Origin of the sequence: Bartonella sp. AP30XZML (assembly GCF_042195945.1) — a bacterium.
In the GTDB taxonomy this organism is placed as follows: domain Bacteria; phylum Pseudomonadota; class Alphaproteobacteria; order Rhizobiales; family Rhizobiaceae; genus Bartonella.
In genome coordinates this window covers 1-13,143 of sequence record NZ_JBHIPJ010000053.1, presented here as the reverse complement: position 1 = coordinate 13,143, position 13,143 = coordinate 1, and the positions used below count along the sequence as shown (strand labels likewise).

Below are 13,143 nucleotides of genomic sequence, written 5' to 3'. Positions count from 1 at the left end.
CCGATCTGTAAACAAATAGCCTGTAAACAATCCGACGTCTTATCTAGCGCGTTCTACCTTCTAACCACTTCATATCACTCATATATCACCACCCTAAGAGACTATCCTTCATAAGGCACACAAAAAGCTCTCCCAAGATATTTATCACACGATCAACCAAAAAACACCTCATGTGTTAAAATGTCACATGGGTCCTATAGGCACCTTCCTAAACAAATAATATTTTTTATGCTACATCATGATAACGGCAAAATATGAATACTGTTTTAACCATCACGAATGACAACAATTTTTTATCTATCATACTAACTAAATATCCCCCTTCAGGACAGGCATACTGAAGTAACTCACACAACTTAAAAAATACACGACCATCTTTGTTTATTTTTAGTTTTCTTTTTTATCAACCAAGTGTAAAAAGAATTGAAGAGGAATATTCAAAAAAGCTTATCCGATAAATCTGTAAGATGAATCACATAAATGATTAAGCAGAAAAACTCTGAAAAACCAATCCGTCATCAGATTGGCGCCAAAAGAAACCTCGTTCTTGTAAAGCAGAGAGAAAAGTAAAAGTTAAGATATTTTAGGCAATGTAAAAAGATATTCTTTTTAAAAGAAAGCAAACTATAAACAATGGAAGAAGTATTGTGTGTTCTAATCGCAATAAAGATGTACAACCCAATAAAAAAATTAAATCTCATAAAACTAAACAATGTGATCTGCTCATTGCAGGGGGGGCAGCTGTCGGTTTAACCCTAGCGATAGCACTCAAGCAAACAGCCCCTAATCTGAAAATAAAAATCGTTGATGCTGCGCCACAAGGCGATACCCCTGCTTCTAACATACGAACCATTGCCCTTGCTGCTGCTTCTATTCGTATGTTAAAACAATTACAATGTTGGGAACCTATAAAACCCTATGCGCAACCCATTCATTCAATGATCATCACAGATACAAGCACAAATGATCCTGTCAAACCCACTCTTTTAACCTTTGAAGGCGACATTAATCCCGGCGAGCCCTTTGCTGCTATGGTAGAGCATAGAAAACTCATCAACACTTTAAAAAAACGTGTCAAAGATCTCAATATCCCTGTTATTACAAACACCCGTGTCATTGATTTTCATCAAGAAGACCAACATACAACCGTCACTTTAAATAATGAAGAGGTTTGGCAAACAAAATTGCTTATTGCAGCTGACGGAGCCCATTCGAAATTACGCCAAAAAGCAGATCTTAAAAACTTTTCTCATCCCTATAAACAAACAGCAATCATCTGCACAGTTGAACATGAAAAACCCCATAATGGTCAAGCAATTCAACATTTTTTACCTGCCGGTCCTTTTGCTCTTCTCCCTCTCAAAGGCAACCGATCCGCCATTGTGTGGAATGAAGATCATAAAACTGCGCAATATTATCTCAAAGCTGATGCACTTATTTTTGAAACAGAACTCGAAAGACGCATTGGCCATCGATTAGGCAAACTCTCTTGGGATGGCGAACGTCAAGCTTTTCCTTTGAGTCTTTCTTTAACACGTCAATGCGTTAAACCACGTTTTGCTCTCGTTGGCGATGCCGCCCATACCATCCACCCCATTGCAGGACAAGGACTCAATTTAGGATTACGCGATAGCGCTGCGCTGGCTGAAGTGATTATTGAAACAGCACGACTAGGTCTTGACATTGGCTCCCTCACGGCTTTAGAGCGCTATCAAAGCTGGAGACGTTTTGAAATTGTCCGTATGGCTTTAAGCAATGATTGGCTTAATAAACTCTTTTCTAATGATAGCCTTCTTTTACGGATGCTCCGCGATACCGGACTTGGAATCATTAATCAAGCACCAAAAATAAAAAAATACTTCATTCAAGAAGCTGCCGGACTCACTCCAAATGCCCCACGTCTTCTACACGGCTTCCCACTTTAAGAAAAAATTCATACTATTTTACAACCTTTCCCTTCCTCCTTCAAAGAACAAAAAATTCCTATCTCATCCAATCTGTTTACAAACCGGATTCCTGTCGAGTAATTTTTTCTTGACTTCCTCCTCCCATATTTCACTTAACATAAAACTCGACAAGCAAGCTACATTATGAGAGTATTCACTACGCACTGAAAAAAACGTTTAATATCTCAGAGAGGTTGTTGCTTTATATCACCACACCTTAAAAGAAGCCATTTCACGGCATAATAAAATAAACAAGACTTTTTAGCACACAACACTTTTATTTATAATAATAAGTTCATTGTTCTCATATTGAGTGAGAAATCTAAAGATCATAAAATACCCTTATTTCAAATCTCTCTCATGTTGAAGCAATCAAAATCATTCGCTTGCACATCACAAGCGAAAGTGTCGTATAAATAAAACAATTAAACAAAGCGACAAAAGCCTCCCTCTCTCAAGAACTAAGGACTTTAGCAATATTGGAGGCGAGTAAAGTATATAATGGCACCGGCTTATACTTTTTATTGAAGTAAAAATGGTGGTGTACAATGGATTTTATATGCTCATAGAGACTTTTACGTTATACTATTCACGAGAAGCGCTATAAAATAAGCTTAGTTGCATTGAAAAATTTTCTTTTAAAAAAGCGCGTAAATTGGAAACATAAATGTATTCCGTTTGGGGCATTCTGCTTCTCAGACAAACTCTTTAACTTATTGTGGAATACCACACAATTTTAGAAAAAATATTCCGATATATAACAAAGTGTTCCGCACTCTATACCATCACACACAATTGTAAACCTGCATACCCCCCTATTTCACACCATAAAAGAAGATAAACCGCAATAGAAATGATCCAATCCTTTTATTTTCAAATACACTCTTTATTCATTATTCATAAACGCTCATAAATGAATTTTAATCACAAACGCTCAGAAATATGTCATAAATTCTATAAAACCCATAACAGCCATAGAAATTTTCCATTTTTCTACACACTCACTCATCTCAACTAAACGAACGATAAATAAAGTAAATGCCTCATATATAATCTTACAGAAAAAAGACCAAACAAAATCTATAACATCAGGCTTGTTCTACAGAACAGTATTTCAAAAATATAAGTATGCTAATTTATTAACATATTAATTGATAAAATTATCATTTTACATATTGAGTTAAAATCCCTATGCAATAAATTATTCTCATTTCGACCATTTTTGTAAATAATCAATAAAACTATTTATTTACATAGACTAAAAAGAGCAACGTTAATGAAACGATAAAAAGAAGTAAAATATCCCCCCTCTCTCACATGCCAAAAGCAATTACAATATTCCAATCTGGCATCATCATTATGCTTGCCAGATTATGACAACAAGACCTTTTGCATTTAAATAAATTGTTCACGCTCCCTATCATTGTATTTGGTAACTCAATACTTTAATATATTCGTTCAGTATATTTATACAATTAAATTACCCAAAAGAGCATACTTCTTGCATTTACATTCCTTGGTATTCCCTTATCTTGTAAAGATCGCACACGTGTTACGTTACTTCGAGTTCATCAAGTGTATACCCATTCTCCAACCACTCTTTAATCCACTTAGGTCTACGTCCACGCCCATTCCATAATTCCCATTGGTTATTGGGATTTCTATAATGGCGCTCTTTGCTCACAAGATCAGCGATATCAATTCCATGGGCATTAGCAATTTCAAGAATTTTTCGTCGCGCATTTTGCTTTTCCTTTGCTTGCCGTTTTTTTAATTCCACATCGATTTGTGTACGCATCTCTTGTAGTTCATCAAAATTCATATTTTTGAGATCATTCACCTTAATTACTCCCCTTGCAAAAAAGAATTTCTTTTTGACATATTTTAAACACAATTATAGACAATTTCTGTCTATTTATTATCGAAATTAAAATTACGATACATATATCACTTTGACGGAGATGTGCTTTGAGCCACAAAGAACTGTTTATTGGTATATCAATTACCGCCACTGCATCTTTTTTCAGCTCAATCGCTGGAACTGCTAAATGCAGTGCTCAAACACCATCACACCTCTCTGACTCTTATGAAACAGTAGTCAAAAGTAAATATAAATCGTCACTCTATAAGTTATGGCAATACGCAACAAAGAACAAGCCCTCTCTGTATAATGATAGTGTAGTTCATTATGACAAGAAAACCTCCCCTCATACACAACGGCTTTTTACTTCGTATAAATTTTTTTTGAAAAGATTTTTGCAACTAGAGAATTATATAAAACAAGCAGCTTCAATACAGTATCAAAGATTATTATTTTTTAAAAGCAGCGCCTTTCTTCGTGATTCCAATAATATTGGTTGGCGTAATATGCTCTATTTTATTCCACACTTTTATCTTGTTGGTTGGATATTCGCATATGTTAAAAGTATTCTTAGAAGGGAACAAAACAATAATCACAAGGAATATTCTAAGCTAAACAATCTCATTCTGCAAATTTATAAAATCAAAAGACAACGAGAAAAAGCACAACACAGAATTAGCATTTGTATTAATAAAATTCTTCATAATAAGGTGTATTGCTAATGATTGTTCCAGATTTCACATTTTTTGCTGCTGCATACATATCCAATACGCCCCCCATAGCATTTTCAGTTATCGCCAAACAAGAAGCGCGGGACAATGTCTATGTAACAGATAATAAAGATAACTTCTTCTATCAAACATCTCAGCTTAAGGAAACAATCGCAACAGCTGAACAGAGTGAACATAATTTTAACATAATTTTAGGGCAAATTGGTGTTGGAAATGTGAAATTGTTTTATCTTTTTGATGCATTTGATTTTTGCAGAAATCTTACAGCTGCACAAAGCGCTTTAACTTACTGCTATGAACAAACAACATCAAAGTGCATCTTTGAAAAAGCGACTTTGCAGTCTGTGCTGAATTTTTACAATACAGAAAACTCAAACCACGCCCATATGCAAAAAATTACTTCATATATTGGAGTAAAAGCTGCTGTACGAGGAAATGAAGGCTTGCAGGAGCCTATAAAGCTTAAAAAAGAAGAACCAGAACAGACAACTAAAGTAGATTCTCTTTCTCTCTCTTCAAAAGGAGAAGAAGATGCATTTACACATAAAGAAAGTAGCGCCAGAGATGCTTTTTCAGCTGAAGATTTTCTTCATCGAGAAGATCACTGAGTGATGACTGATATTTTCACGAAAACCCAGAATTTTGATAGGATATTATAATGAAAGGTAGATAAGAAAATGTTAAAGCTCTAATTAGTAAGATTGAACAAAATCTCTTCTAATTGAGGGCAAAGATAATGAAAATGATAGAACAAAACAGCGTTGATATAGCATTTAGTCAAAAAGCAGCACGTGAGATTACAGTCGTGATGCTTTCAGAGAGGGAATGGTATTTCACGTTTATTTCCGATGATCCAATCACCGGAAAGCAAAATAAATATGCGTTACTTACACAAAGAGGAAAACTAAGAACTTGGGCTGATCCAAAATATCTTTTTAAGTTTCTTCATGAAAGAGGGGTCATTTGTGGGAGTTTTAATCTTAATCAGGATAAAGAACATGAAACAATTAAATATTCTTCACACAACAGCTCGTAATAAAATTGCTGCGTTTTCTGCAGCTTTAACTGTATTTTTTATGACCAATCCTGTACCCGCCCAAACAGCGGGTTTAGCTCCTGCAAAAAAAGCTTTAGAGGGACTCCAAACAGATTTAAAAACGATTATCCCTATCGCTGCTGCCGTTATACTTTTGTGCTTAGCAATTGGTTATGCAGGGCGCTACATCGGAAAAGACACATTTGTACGGTGGGCAATCGGTGTTGTTATCGCTGGTTCAGCAGCTGAACTTGCCAATTTATTATTTAAATCCAACTGATAAATCTATTTAAACATAAAATGTTTCTTTCATGAAATAAGAAACTTAGATTTCTGTATTTTTATTTAGCACAATAAAAACTATATCGAAAAAAGAGTTTATTTATACTAACTGTAATCTAAATTGGAATAAGCAATATGAAACAATTAAAAACTCTTCAAACAATAATTTGGAATAAAATTACTAAAGCCTCTGCAGCTTTAACTGTATTTTATATGGCCAATCCTGTGTTAGCCCAAGCAGTAGTTTTAACTCCTGCAGACAACGCTTTAAAAGCGCTCCAAAAAGACTTGAAAGATATTATCCCCATTGCTGCTGCCGTTATACTTTTGTGCTTAGCAATTGGTTATGCAGGGCGCTATATCGGAAAAGATACATTTGTACGGTGGGCAATTGGTGTCGTTATCGCTGGTTCAGCAGCTGAACTTGCCGGTTTATTATTTAAAACTGCATAAATTTTCATGAAAGAAAATTTAGATTTCAGTATTTTCATTGTATTCAATAAAAAACATATTGAAGAAAAGAGATTACTCATACCAATGTGATATAAATTGAGATAAAAATATGAAACAATTAAATATCCTTCAAAGAATAATTCATAATAAAACTATTAAAAACTTTGCAGTTTCAGCTGTATTTTTTATCGCTAATCCTGTGTTAGCCCAAGCAGTAGTTTTAGAGCCTGCAAACAAAGCTTTAACTGCACTCCAAACAGACTTAAAAACGATTATCCCCATTGCTGCTGCCGTGATACTTTTGTGCTTAGCAATTGGTTATGCAGGGCGCTACATCGGAAAAGATACATTCGTACGGTGGGCAATTGGTGTCGTTATCGCTGGTTCAGCAACCCAACTTGCAAATATGTTATTCACAGGCGCGTAATGAGAATGAATATTAAGTCATTCAGTATAAAATATCTTTTTATTCTAAAGAGAAATCTAAATTGAGACAAACAATATGAGACAACTAAATACCCTTCAAACAATAGTTAGAAATAAAAATATTAAAATTTCTGCAACTTTAATTATATTTTTTATGAGCAATTCTGTATATGCTCAAGTAAAATTAACAAATGCAAAAACTGCTTTGGAGGCTTTACAGAACGACCTCATTAAAAACATTATCCCTATTGCTGCTGCTGTTATACTTTTATGCCTAGCCATTCTCTATGCAGGGCGTTACATCGAAAAGGATACATTTATACGATGGGCAATCGGTGTTGTTATCGCTGGCTCAGCAACCCAGCTAGCTAAGCTTTTATTCACAGGTGCAGTTAATTAAAATTAAAGATGATAGCTATAATACAAAATGTTATCTATAATCTTAGTGAGAGAAATATGCAAAAACTAATTAGTTTCCAATCAAAGAATAATAACAAAATCATCACACTTTCGGCAGCTATAACTGTATTTTTTATAACACATCCCGTATGGGCCCAAGCAAACGGTTTAGCTCCTGCAAAAACAGCTTTAGAAGAACTCCAAAAAGATCTTAATACTAATATTATTCCTGTCGCTGCTGCTGTTATACTTTTATGCTTAGCAATTGGTTATGCTGGACGCTACATCGGAAAAGATACATTTATACGATGGGCAATCGGCGTTGTCGTCGCTGGCTCAGCAACCCAACTTGCGAGCCTGTTATTCAAGGGGCAAGCGTAAGTCTATATAATGCATAATATTTTTATCATAAGGTTTTATATCTAATTATTATACACATATAAAAATCTCATATGTTTTATAATAATAAATACAAAGTATTAATAAGAGCATTAATTAAGAGTAAAATATGAAAAAATTAATTGATTTCCGATTTAAAAATAACAACAGAATCACAGCAATTTCTTCGGCTATAAGTGTATTTTTTATAGTACATCCTGCGTATGCAAAACTAAAAGCTGAAGATGCTTTAAAAACTCTGCAAACAGATCTTACTACTAATATTATTCCTGTTGCTGCTGCCGTTATCCTTTTATGCTTAGCAATTGGTTATGCTGGACGTTACATCGGAAAAGATACATTTGTACGGTGGGCAATCGGTGTTATCGTCGCTGGCTCAGCAACCCAACTTGCGAGCCTGTTATTCAAGGGGCAAGTGTGAGTCTTTATAATACATAATGTTTCTAATGTGAGAGTTTATGTTTGATAAATTTAAAAATATTATGTGATATTTCGTTTATATTAAGAATATACAAAGTATTGATAAGAGTAAAATATGAAAAAATTAATTAATCTCAAATTAAAAAATAATAACAAAATTATCGTAATTTCTGCAGCTCTAAGTGCCTTTTTTATAACGAATCCCGTATATGCAAATGTAAAATTAGATCCTGCAAAAAAGGCGTTAGATGCACTCCAAAATGACTTAAAAACGATTATCCCTCTCGCCGCTGCTGTTATACTTTTGTGTTTAGCAATTGCCTATGCAGGGCGCTACATTGGAAAAGATACGTTTGTACGGTGGGCGATCGGCGTTGTCATCGCTGGCTCAGCAACACAGCTTTCTACACTGTTATTTACAGGTAAGTAATGAACTGGTATAATACATAATGTTTTTAATTAAGAGTTTATATTTGCTAATTGTAACATATAAAGATAGTAATTTGTTTATGTTAAAAAATATAAAATATTCATGAAAATTTAATGAAAGTAAAATATGCGAAAATTAATTAATGTCCAAACACAAAATAACAACAGAATCATAGTAATTTCTACAGCTATAATTGCATTTTTTATAACACAGTCTGCATATGCAAATGCAAAATTAGCTCCTGCTGAAAAAGCTCTAGATGCTCTAAAAAAAGATCTTATTGATCACATTATTCCTGTTGCTGCTGCCGTGATACTTTTGTGCTTAGCAATTGGTTACGCAGGCCGCTATATAGGAAAAGATACGTTTGTACGGTGGGCAATCGGCGTTGTCATTGCTGGCTCGGCAACCCAACTTGCTAAACTGCTATTTACAGGTCAAGCATAAATTAGTATAATACGTAATGTTTTTAATGTTCGTTGATTATAGATTTGTACCAGTAATAATATCGCTCATACTACGAAAAAAGGAATATTATTTATAGCAACTTTAATTAAAAGGGGATAAAAGATATGAAACAATTAAATACGCTTCAATCAAAAATATGTAAGATTAGTACTATTTTTATAACTTTGATTATGTTATTAATAACTCAATCTGCATATGCTCAAACGGAAACAAAGAGTTTAAATGTTTTCATAGGGATGCAATATGGATTAAGTATAATTATTCCTATCGTTGCTGCTATCATTCTTTTATTACTTTTGCTTATTTATATATTTCGCATTATCGCAAGAGCTACATTTATGCGATGGGCATTCAGTATCATTATTGCTGGTGCAGCTTTTTATATTAGCCACATATTATTTCACCTCCAGTGACGAGAACATTCCATGAAATCGCAAGAAAAAAAAGAATTCCCCCTATTCAAGGGAGCAACACGTGTTCCAACGATATGGGGTGTCCCCATGATGCCATTTATCGTTATGGTTATGGGGGTTGCTGTTATTGCTATGACAGTAAGTATCTTTTTGTGGATTATAGCACCTCCATTATGGTTTATTATGGTGCAAATTACTAAAAACGATGATAAGGCGTTTCGTATCTGGTGGTTATGGATCGATACTAAATTTCGCAATCGCAACAAAGGTTTTTGGGGCGCATCAAGTTATAGTCCCTCTGATTATAGTAAAAGGAGATAAACATGACAGCTGTTGAAAGCAGCAAACGCCTTGCATCAGAGGCACCTGTAAGCCTGTTTCTGCCTTATTCACATCATATTACAGATACGATTATTTCTACTAAAAATGCGGAATATTTGTCAATTTGGAAAATTGATGGGCGTTCGCATCAAAGCGCTTCAGAAGAAGATATTTTTCAATGGATAAAAGAGCTTAACAATACTCTACGGGGTCTTGCATCAGCCAATTTATCATTTTGGACGCATATTGTGCGCCGCCGTGTTTATGAATATCCTGATTCAACATTTGATCAAATGTTTTGCTATCAGCTTGATGAAAAATATCGACAAAGCTTTACTGGTTATAATTTGATGGTCAATGATTTATATCTGACTGTCATTTTTCAACCGATAGCGGATAAAATTATGTCGTTCTTTTCTAAACATGAACGTGAAACGCTTGATCAAAAAAAGATGCGACAAGACACATGTATCAAAGAACTCAATGACATCAATCGTACTTTAGGCCAATCTTTAAACCGTTACGGTGCAGAACTTCTTGGTGCTTATGAAAAAAATGGGCATGCTTATTCTTCTGCACTTGAATTCCTTGGAATGCTTGTCAATGGTGAATATCGCCCTATGCCAATTTGCCATGACCGTTTTGCTGACTATATGTCTGTCAATCGACCTTTTTTCTCAAAATGGGGCGCTCTTGGTGAACTGCGAACAACCAGTGGAATGCGTCGATTTGGAATGCTTGAAATTAAAGAATATGATGCAACAACCAAACCAGGACAATTAAATGTTTTGTTGGAAAGTGACTTCGAGTTCGTATTGACGCAGAGCTTTTCAGTTCTCTCCCGACATGCTGCTAAAGATTATTTACAACGGCATCAGCGTAATCTTATTGATGCACGAGATGTGGCAACGAGCCAAATTGAACAAATTGACGAAGCACTAAACCAGCTTATCAGTGGGCATTTTGTCATGGGAGAACATCACTGCACATTGACGATCTATGGTGATACAATTCAACAAGTTCGCGACCATATGGCCAAAGCAAGTGCAGCATTACTAGACGTTGCGGTACTGCCTAAACCTGTAGACTTAGCGATAGAGGCTGGCTATTGGGCACAACTTCCTGGCAATTGGAAATGGAGACCACGTCCTGCTCCGATTACATCATTGAACTTTTTATCATTTTCATCTTTTCATAATTTTATGTCAGGAAAACCCACTGGCAACCCATGGGGACCAGCCGTCACAATTCTTAAAACAACCAGTAAAACACCGCTTTATTTCAATTTTCATGCCTCCAAACTTGAAGAGGACTCGACAGATAAACGTTTACTTGGTAATACCGCACTTATCGGACAATCTGGTTCCGGTAAAACCGTGTTACTCGGCTTTTTGTTAGCACAAGCACAAAAATTTAAGCCGACAACTGTTGTTTTTGATAAAGATCGTGGTATGGAAATTGCCATTCGGGCGATGGGTGGAAAATATTTAACATTCAAGCCAGGCAGAAAAAGTGGTTTCAATCCTTTCCAACTCCCACCCACACAAGAAAATCTTATTTTTCTGAAACAATTTGTTAAAAAATTGGCAGAAGCTGGTGGTGAAGTCACGCATCACGATGAGGAAGAAATTAACAAAGCTGTTATGTCTGTTATGAGTGCTAACATTGACCAATCACTCCGTCGTTTGTCCTTTCTGGTACAATTTTTACCAAATCCACGTTTAAGTGATTATAATGCTCACCCATCTGTTCATGCTCGCTTACTAAAATGGTGTGAAGGTGGTGATTATGGATGGTTGTTTGATAATCCCCACGATGCTCTTGATCTCTTAACACATCAAATTTACGGCTTTGATATCACGGAATTTTTAGATAATTTTGAAACTCGCACTCCAGTGATGATGTATTTGCTTTACCGCACAGAAGGCATGATTAGCGGACAGCGATTTATGTATATCTTTGACGAGTTTTGGAAGCCTTTGCAAGATCCGTACTTTGAAGATTTAGCGAAAAATAAACAAAAGACTATCCGTAAACAAAATGGTATTTTTGTTTATGCAACACAAGAGCCTAGCGATGCCTTGGAAAGTAATATTGCCAAAACACTCATTCAACAGTGTGCAACTTACATTTTTCTAGCCAATCCCAAAGCAAATTATGAAGATTATACAAAAGGCTTTAAACTAACAGATGCCGAATTTGAACTCGTTAAAGGACTCGGTGAGTTTAGTCGCCAATTCCTCATTAAGCAGGGTGATCAATCTGCGCTTGCAGAACTGAATCTTGGTAAATTCCATCTGACACGCGATGGAAAAACCATCGAACACGACTTTAGTGACGAGCTCTTAGTGTTATCAGGAACGCCTGATAACGCAGAGTTAGCCGAAAGCATTATCGCAGAAGTTGGTGATGATCCGGCAATATGGTTACCAATTTTCTTACAGCACGCAAAAAATGACAGGAGGGAAACATGAAAAAAAAGGTCATTTCAATAGTAGTTGTAATAACTTTAGGGATTTCAAACCCAGCGATGGCTTGGGTTTGGGGCGCTGGGGCGGCGGATTTATCGGCATCCGTTCCAACGAAGTGGCCCAATTTTTTTGGAAGTTCATCTTCAAATACATCAAAGTCTAAAAAAACTCCACAGCAAAAGAAAGCGCCACCTGATGCCCAACTTCTCGATATGCTAAAAAAACACCTTGAGGAAGTAAAAAAGATACACGAGTCTATAACGGGAAGCCAAAAATTCGATACTAAAAAACTTAAAAATGTAAAAACAGATCACAGTAGTTTTTTTCTCAAAAATCCAGAGAATCTCTACAATAGAAATAAACCTTCTGCTCTATCTACATCACTTGAAAATATTTTAAAAGAAGAAGAAATTCCTGTCACTATCCATGAATCTAGCAGTTTTATCAACAAGCGTATCCAATATGCAGCCATCACTGATAAAGCCGTAAGTTTAAAAACTTTTCAAGAAGCAAACAATCGTTTTCAGCAAATTGAAGAACTATTAAACGAAATCACAACAACAAAAGATCTAAAAAGTATTACCGAGTTACAAGCACATATAATTGGAATGCTTGCTATGCTACAAAATGAAACAGCAAAACTACAAATGGTTACACATTTACGCAATGCTGAACATACACTTATCAAACAACAGAAAGATAAACATAACATAAAAATTTTGAATAGTAAAAACACGAAAATGCCTACCATAAGATTTATTAGATAAAGCTTTTTGTAACAATATTTTGTATAGTAAAAAGAAAAAGTTAATGCGTAATACTCAATTCTCTCTCATAGATCGAAAAGGTCTACAAAGTTTCATTTTATCCTTAAAAAATTCAACGAAAAATGCTTAAAAAGCATATAAAAAGTTGAAAATTTGTTAAAGAGAAATTCCATGGACTTTACAGTTTTCACGCAACTTTTCAATAAAATTGATCAGATAACAAAAACATATGTCACGGATATTTCCTCAAAAGCAATTGTTACAATTACACCCTTTGTATCAATCGGTATCACAATCGCTTTCATCATCTACGGATGGCT

17 protein-coding genes and 1 pseudogene are annotated in these 13,143 nt (G+C 35.1%); 17 read left to right on the top strand and 1 reads right to left on the bottom strand.

What is annotated here, in order from left to right; genetic code table 11:
* Positions 1 to 647 precede the first annotated feature (647 nt).
* Positions 648 to 1,925 carry a ubiquinone biosynthesis hydroxylase gene (locus ACFIL2_RS03615; RefSeq protein ID WP_375680172.1) on the top strand — a complete coding sequence of 426 codons (1,278 nt, stop codon included), beginning with the start codon at positions 648 to 650 and terminating at the stop codon, positions 1,923 to 1,925.
* Positions 1,926 to 3,498: 1,573 nt separating this feature from the next.
* Here ACFIL2_RS03615 and ACFIL2_RS03610 read toward each other — a convergent pair.
* Entirely contained in the window at positions 3,499 to 3,786 is a 288-nt protein-coding gene (locus ACFIL2_RS03610) for an H-NS family nucleoid-associated regulatory protein (protein ID WP_015857007.1), read from the bottom strand.
* A gap of 128 nt (positions 3,787 to 3,914) precedes the next feature.
* Between ACFIL2_RS03610 and ACFIL2_RS03605 the strand changes: the two genes are divergently transcribed.
* The 16 genes and pseudogenes from ACFIL2_RS03605 to ACFIL2_RS03530 all read left to right on the top strand — a co-directional run.
* Positions 3,915 to 4,529 (top strand): hypothetical protein, encoded by a 615-nt coding sequence (locus ACFIL2_RS03605; protein WP_375676974.1) that lies wholly within the window; start codon positions 3,915 to 3,917, stop codon positions 4,527 to 4,529.
* A complete protein-coding gene (locus ACFIL2_RS03600) occupies positions 4,529 to 5,146 on the top strand; it encodes a TrwN protein (protein ID WP_375676973.1) in 618 nt (205 codons plus the stop codon). The genes ACFIL2_RS03605 and ACFIL2_RS03600 overlap by 1 nt, the downstream gene beginning before the upstream one ends.
* Positions 5,147 to 5,274: 128 nt before the next feature.
* Positions 5,275 to 5,574, top strand: a complete 300-nt coding sequence (gene korA / locus ACFIL2_RS03595; protein ID WP_375676972.1) for a KorA family transcriptional regulator — start codon at positions 5,275 to 5,277, stop codon at positions 5,572 to 5,574.
* Complete coding sequence (trwL, locus tag ACFIL2_RS03590) at positions 5,537 to 5,854, top strand: VirB2 family type IV secretion system major pilin TrwL (RefSeq protein ID WP_375676971.1); 318 nt, start codon at positions 5,537 to 5,539, stop codon at positions 5,852 to 5,854. Before korA ends, trwL (ACFIL2_RS03590) begins: the two co-directional genes overlap by 38 nt.
* A gap of 137 nt (positions 5,855 to 5,991) precedes the next feature.
* Positions 5,992 to 6,309 carry a VirB2 family type IV secretion system major pilin TrwL gene (trwL, locus tag ACFIL2_RS03585; RefSeq protein WP_375676970.1) on the top strand — a complete coding sequence of 106 codons (318 nt, stop codon included), beginning with the start codon at positions 5,992 to 5,994 and terminating at the stop codon, positions 6,307 to 6,309.
* Between the two features lie 109 nt (positions 6,310 to 6,418).
* Positions 6,419 to 6,736, top strand: coding sequence for a VirB2 family type IV secretion system major pilin TrwL (gene trwL / locus ACFIL2_RS03580; protein ID WP_375676969.1), 318 nt, complete (start codon positions 6,419 to 6,421; stop codon positions 6,734 to 6,736).
* 75 nt (positions 6,737 to 6,811) lie between these two features.
* Positions 6,812 to 7,135 carry a VirB2 family type IV secretion system major pilin TrwL gene (gene trwL / locus ACFIL2_RS03575; protein ID WP_375676968.1) on the top strand — a complete coding sequence of 108 codons (324 nt, stop codon included), beginning with the start codon at positions 6,812 to 6,814 and terminating at the stop codon, positions 7,133 to 7,135.
* A gap of 56 nt (positions 7,136 to 7,191) precedes the next feature.
* Positions 7,192 to 7,515: a VirB2 family type IV secretion system major pilin TrwL gene (gene trwL, locus ACFIL2_RS03570; RefSeq protein WP_375676967.1), complete on the top strand. Its 324-nt coding sequence runs from the start codon at positions 7,192 to 7,194 to the stop codon at positions 7,513 to 7,515.
* Between the two features lie 127 nt (positions 7,516 to 7,642).
* On the top strand, positions 7,643 to 7,954 hold the full coding sequence (gene trwL, locus ACFIL2_RS03565; protein ID WP_375676966.1) for a VirB2 family type IV secretion system major pilin TrwL: 312 nt from the start codon (positions 7,643 to 7,645) through the stop codon (positions 7,952 to 7,954).
* Positions 7,955 to 8,068: 114 nt separating this feature from the next.
* On the top strand, positions 8,069 to 8,383 hold the full coding sequence (gene trwL / locus ACFIL2_RS03560) for a VirB2 family type IV secretion system major pilin TrwL (protein ID WP_375676965.1): 315 nt from the start codon (positions 8,069 to 8,071) through the stop codon (positions 8,381 to 8,383).
* A gap of 126 nt (positions 8,384 to 8,509) precedes the next feature.
* Entirely contained in the window at positions 8,510 to 8,830 is a 321-nt protein-coding gene (trwL, locus tag ACFIL2_RS03555) for a VirB2 family type IV secretion system major pilin TrwL (protein WP_375676964.1), read from the top strand.
* Between the two features lie 125 nt (positions 8,831 to 8,955).
* The gene (locus ACFIL2_RS03550; protein WP_375676963.1) at positions 8,956 to 9,264 is read left to right on the top strand and encodes a conjugal transfer protein; all 309 of its coding nucleotides are present in this window, start codon (positions 8,956 to 8,958) and stop codon (positions 9,262 to 9,264) included.
* A gap of 12 nt (positions 9,265 to 9,276) precedes the next feature.
* Positions 9,277 to 9,585 (top strand): type IV secretion system protein VirB3, encoded by a 309-nt coding sequence (locus ACFIL2_RS03545; RefSeq protein ID WP_375613868.1) that lies wholly within the window; start codon positions 9,277 to 9,279, stop codon positions 9,583 to 9,585.
* A gap of 2 nt (positions 9,586 to 9,587) precedes the next feature.
* Entirely contained in the window at positions 9,588 to 12,059 is a 2,472-nt protein-coding gene (locus tag ACFIL2_RS03540) for a VirB4 family type IV secretion/conjugal transfer ATPase (protein ID WP_375676962.1), read from the top strand.
* The gene (locus ACFIL2_RS03535; protein WP_375676961.1) at positions 12,056 to 12,823 is read left to right on the top strand and encodes a type IV secretion system protein; all 768 of its coding nucleotides are present in this window, start codon (positions 12,056 to 12,058) and stop codon (positions 12,821 to 12,823) included. Before ACFIL2_RS03540 ends, ACFIL2_RS03535 begins: the two co-directional genes overlap by 4 nt.
* A gap of 171 nt (positions 12,824 to 12,994) precedes the next feature.
* Positions 12,995 to 13,143 (top strand): annotated as a pseudogene (locus ACFIL2_RS03530) (trwi protein); the annotation flags it as partial.

Coding starts and splice junctions, on each gene's coding strand:
- trwL (WP_375676967.1), top strand. CDS start 7,192: ATGCAAAAACTAATTAGTTTCCAATCAAAGAATAATAACAAAATCATC.
- ACFIL2_RS03550 (WP_375676963.1), top strand. CDS start 8,956: ATGAAACAATTAAATACGCTTCAATCAAAAATATGTAAGATTAGTACT.
- trwL (WP_375676968.1), top strand. CDS start 6,812: ATGAGACAACTAAATACCCTTCAAACAATAGTTAGAAATAAAAATATT.
- trwL (WP_375676969.1), top strand. CDS start 6,419: ATGAAACAATTAAATATCCTTCAAAGAATAATTCATAATAAAACTATT.
- ACFIL2_RS03545 (WP_375613868.1), top strand. CDS start 9,277: ATGAAATCGCAAGAAAAAAAAGAATTCCCCCTATTCAAGGGAGCAACA.
- trwL (WP_375676970.1), top strand. CDS start 5,992: ATGAAACAATTAAAAACTCTTCAAACAATAATTTGGAATAAAATTACT.
- korA (WP_375676972.1), top strand. CDS start 5,275: ATGAAAATGATAGAACAAAACAGCGTTGATATAGCATTTAGTCAAAAA.
- ACFIL2_RS03540 (WP_375676962.1), top strand. CDS start 9,588: ATGACAGCTGTTGAAAGCAGCAAACGCCTTGCATCAGAGGCACCTGTA.
- ACFIL2_RS03535 (WP_375676961.1), top strand. CDS start 12,056: ATGAAAAAAAAGGTCATTTCAATAGTAGTTGTAATAACTTTAGGGATT.
- trwL (WP_375676971.1), top strand. CDS start 5,537: ATGAAACAATTAAATATTCTTCACACAACAGCTCGTAATAAAATTGCT.
- trwL (WP_375676965.1), top strand. CDS start 8,069: ATGAAAAAATTAATTAATCTCAAATTAAAAAATAATAACAAAATTATC.
- trwL (WP_375676966.1), top strand. CDS start 7,643: ATGAAAAAATTAATTGATTTCCGATTTAAAAATAACAACAGAATCACA.
- ACFIL2_RS03600 (WP_375676973.1), top strand. CDS start 4,529: ATGATTGTTCCAGATTTCACATTTTTTGCTGCTGCATACATATCCAAT.
- trwL (WP_375676964.1), top strand. CDS start 8,510: ATGCGAAAATTAATTAATGTCCAAACACAAAATAACAACAGAATCATA.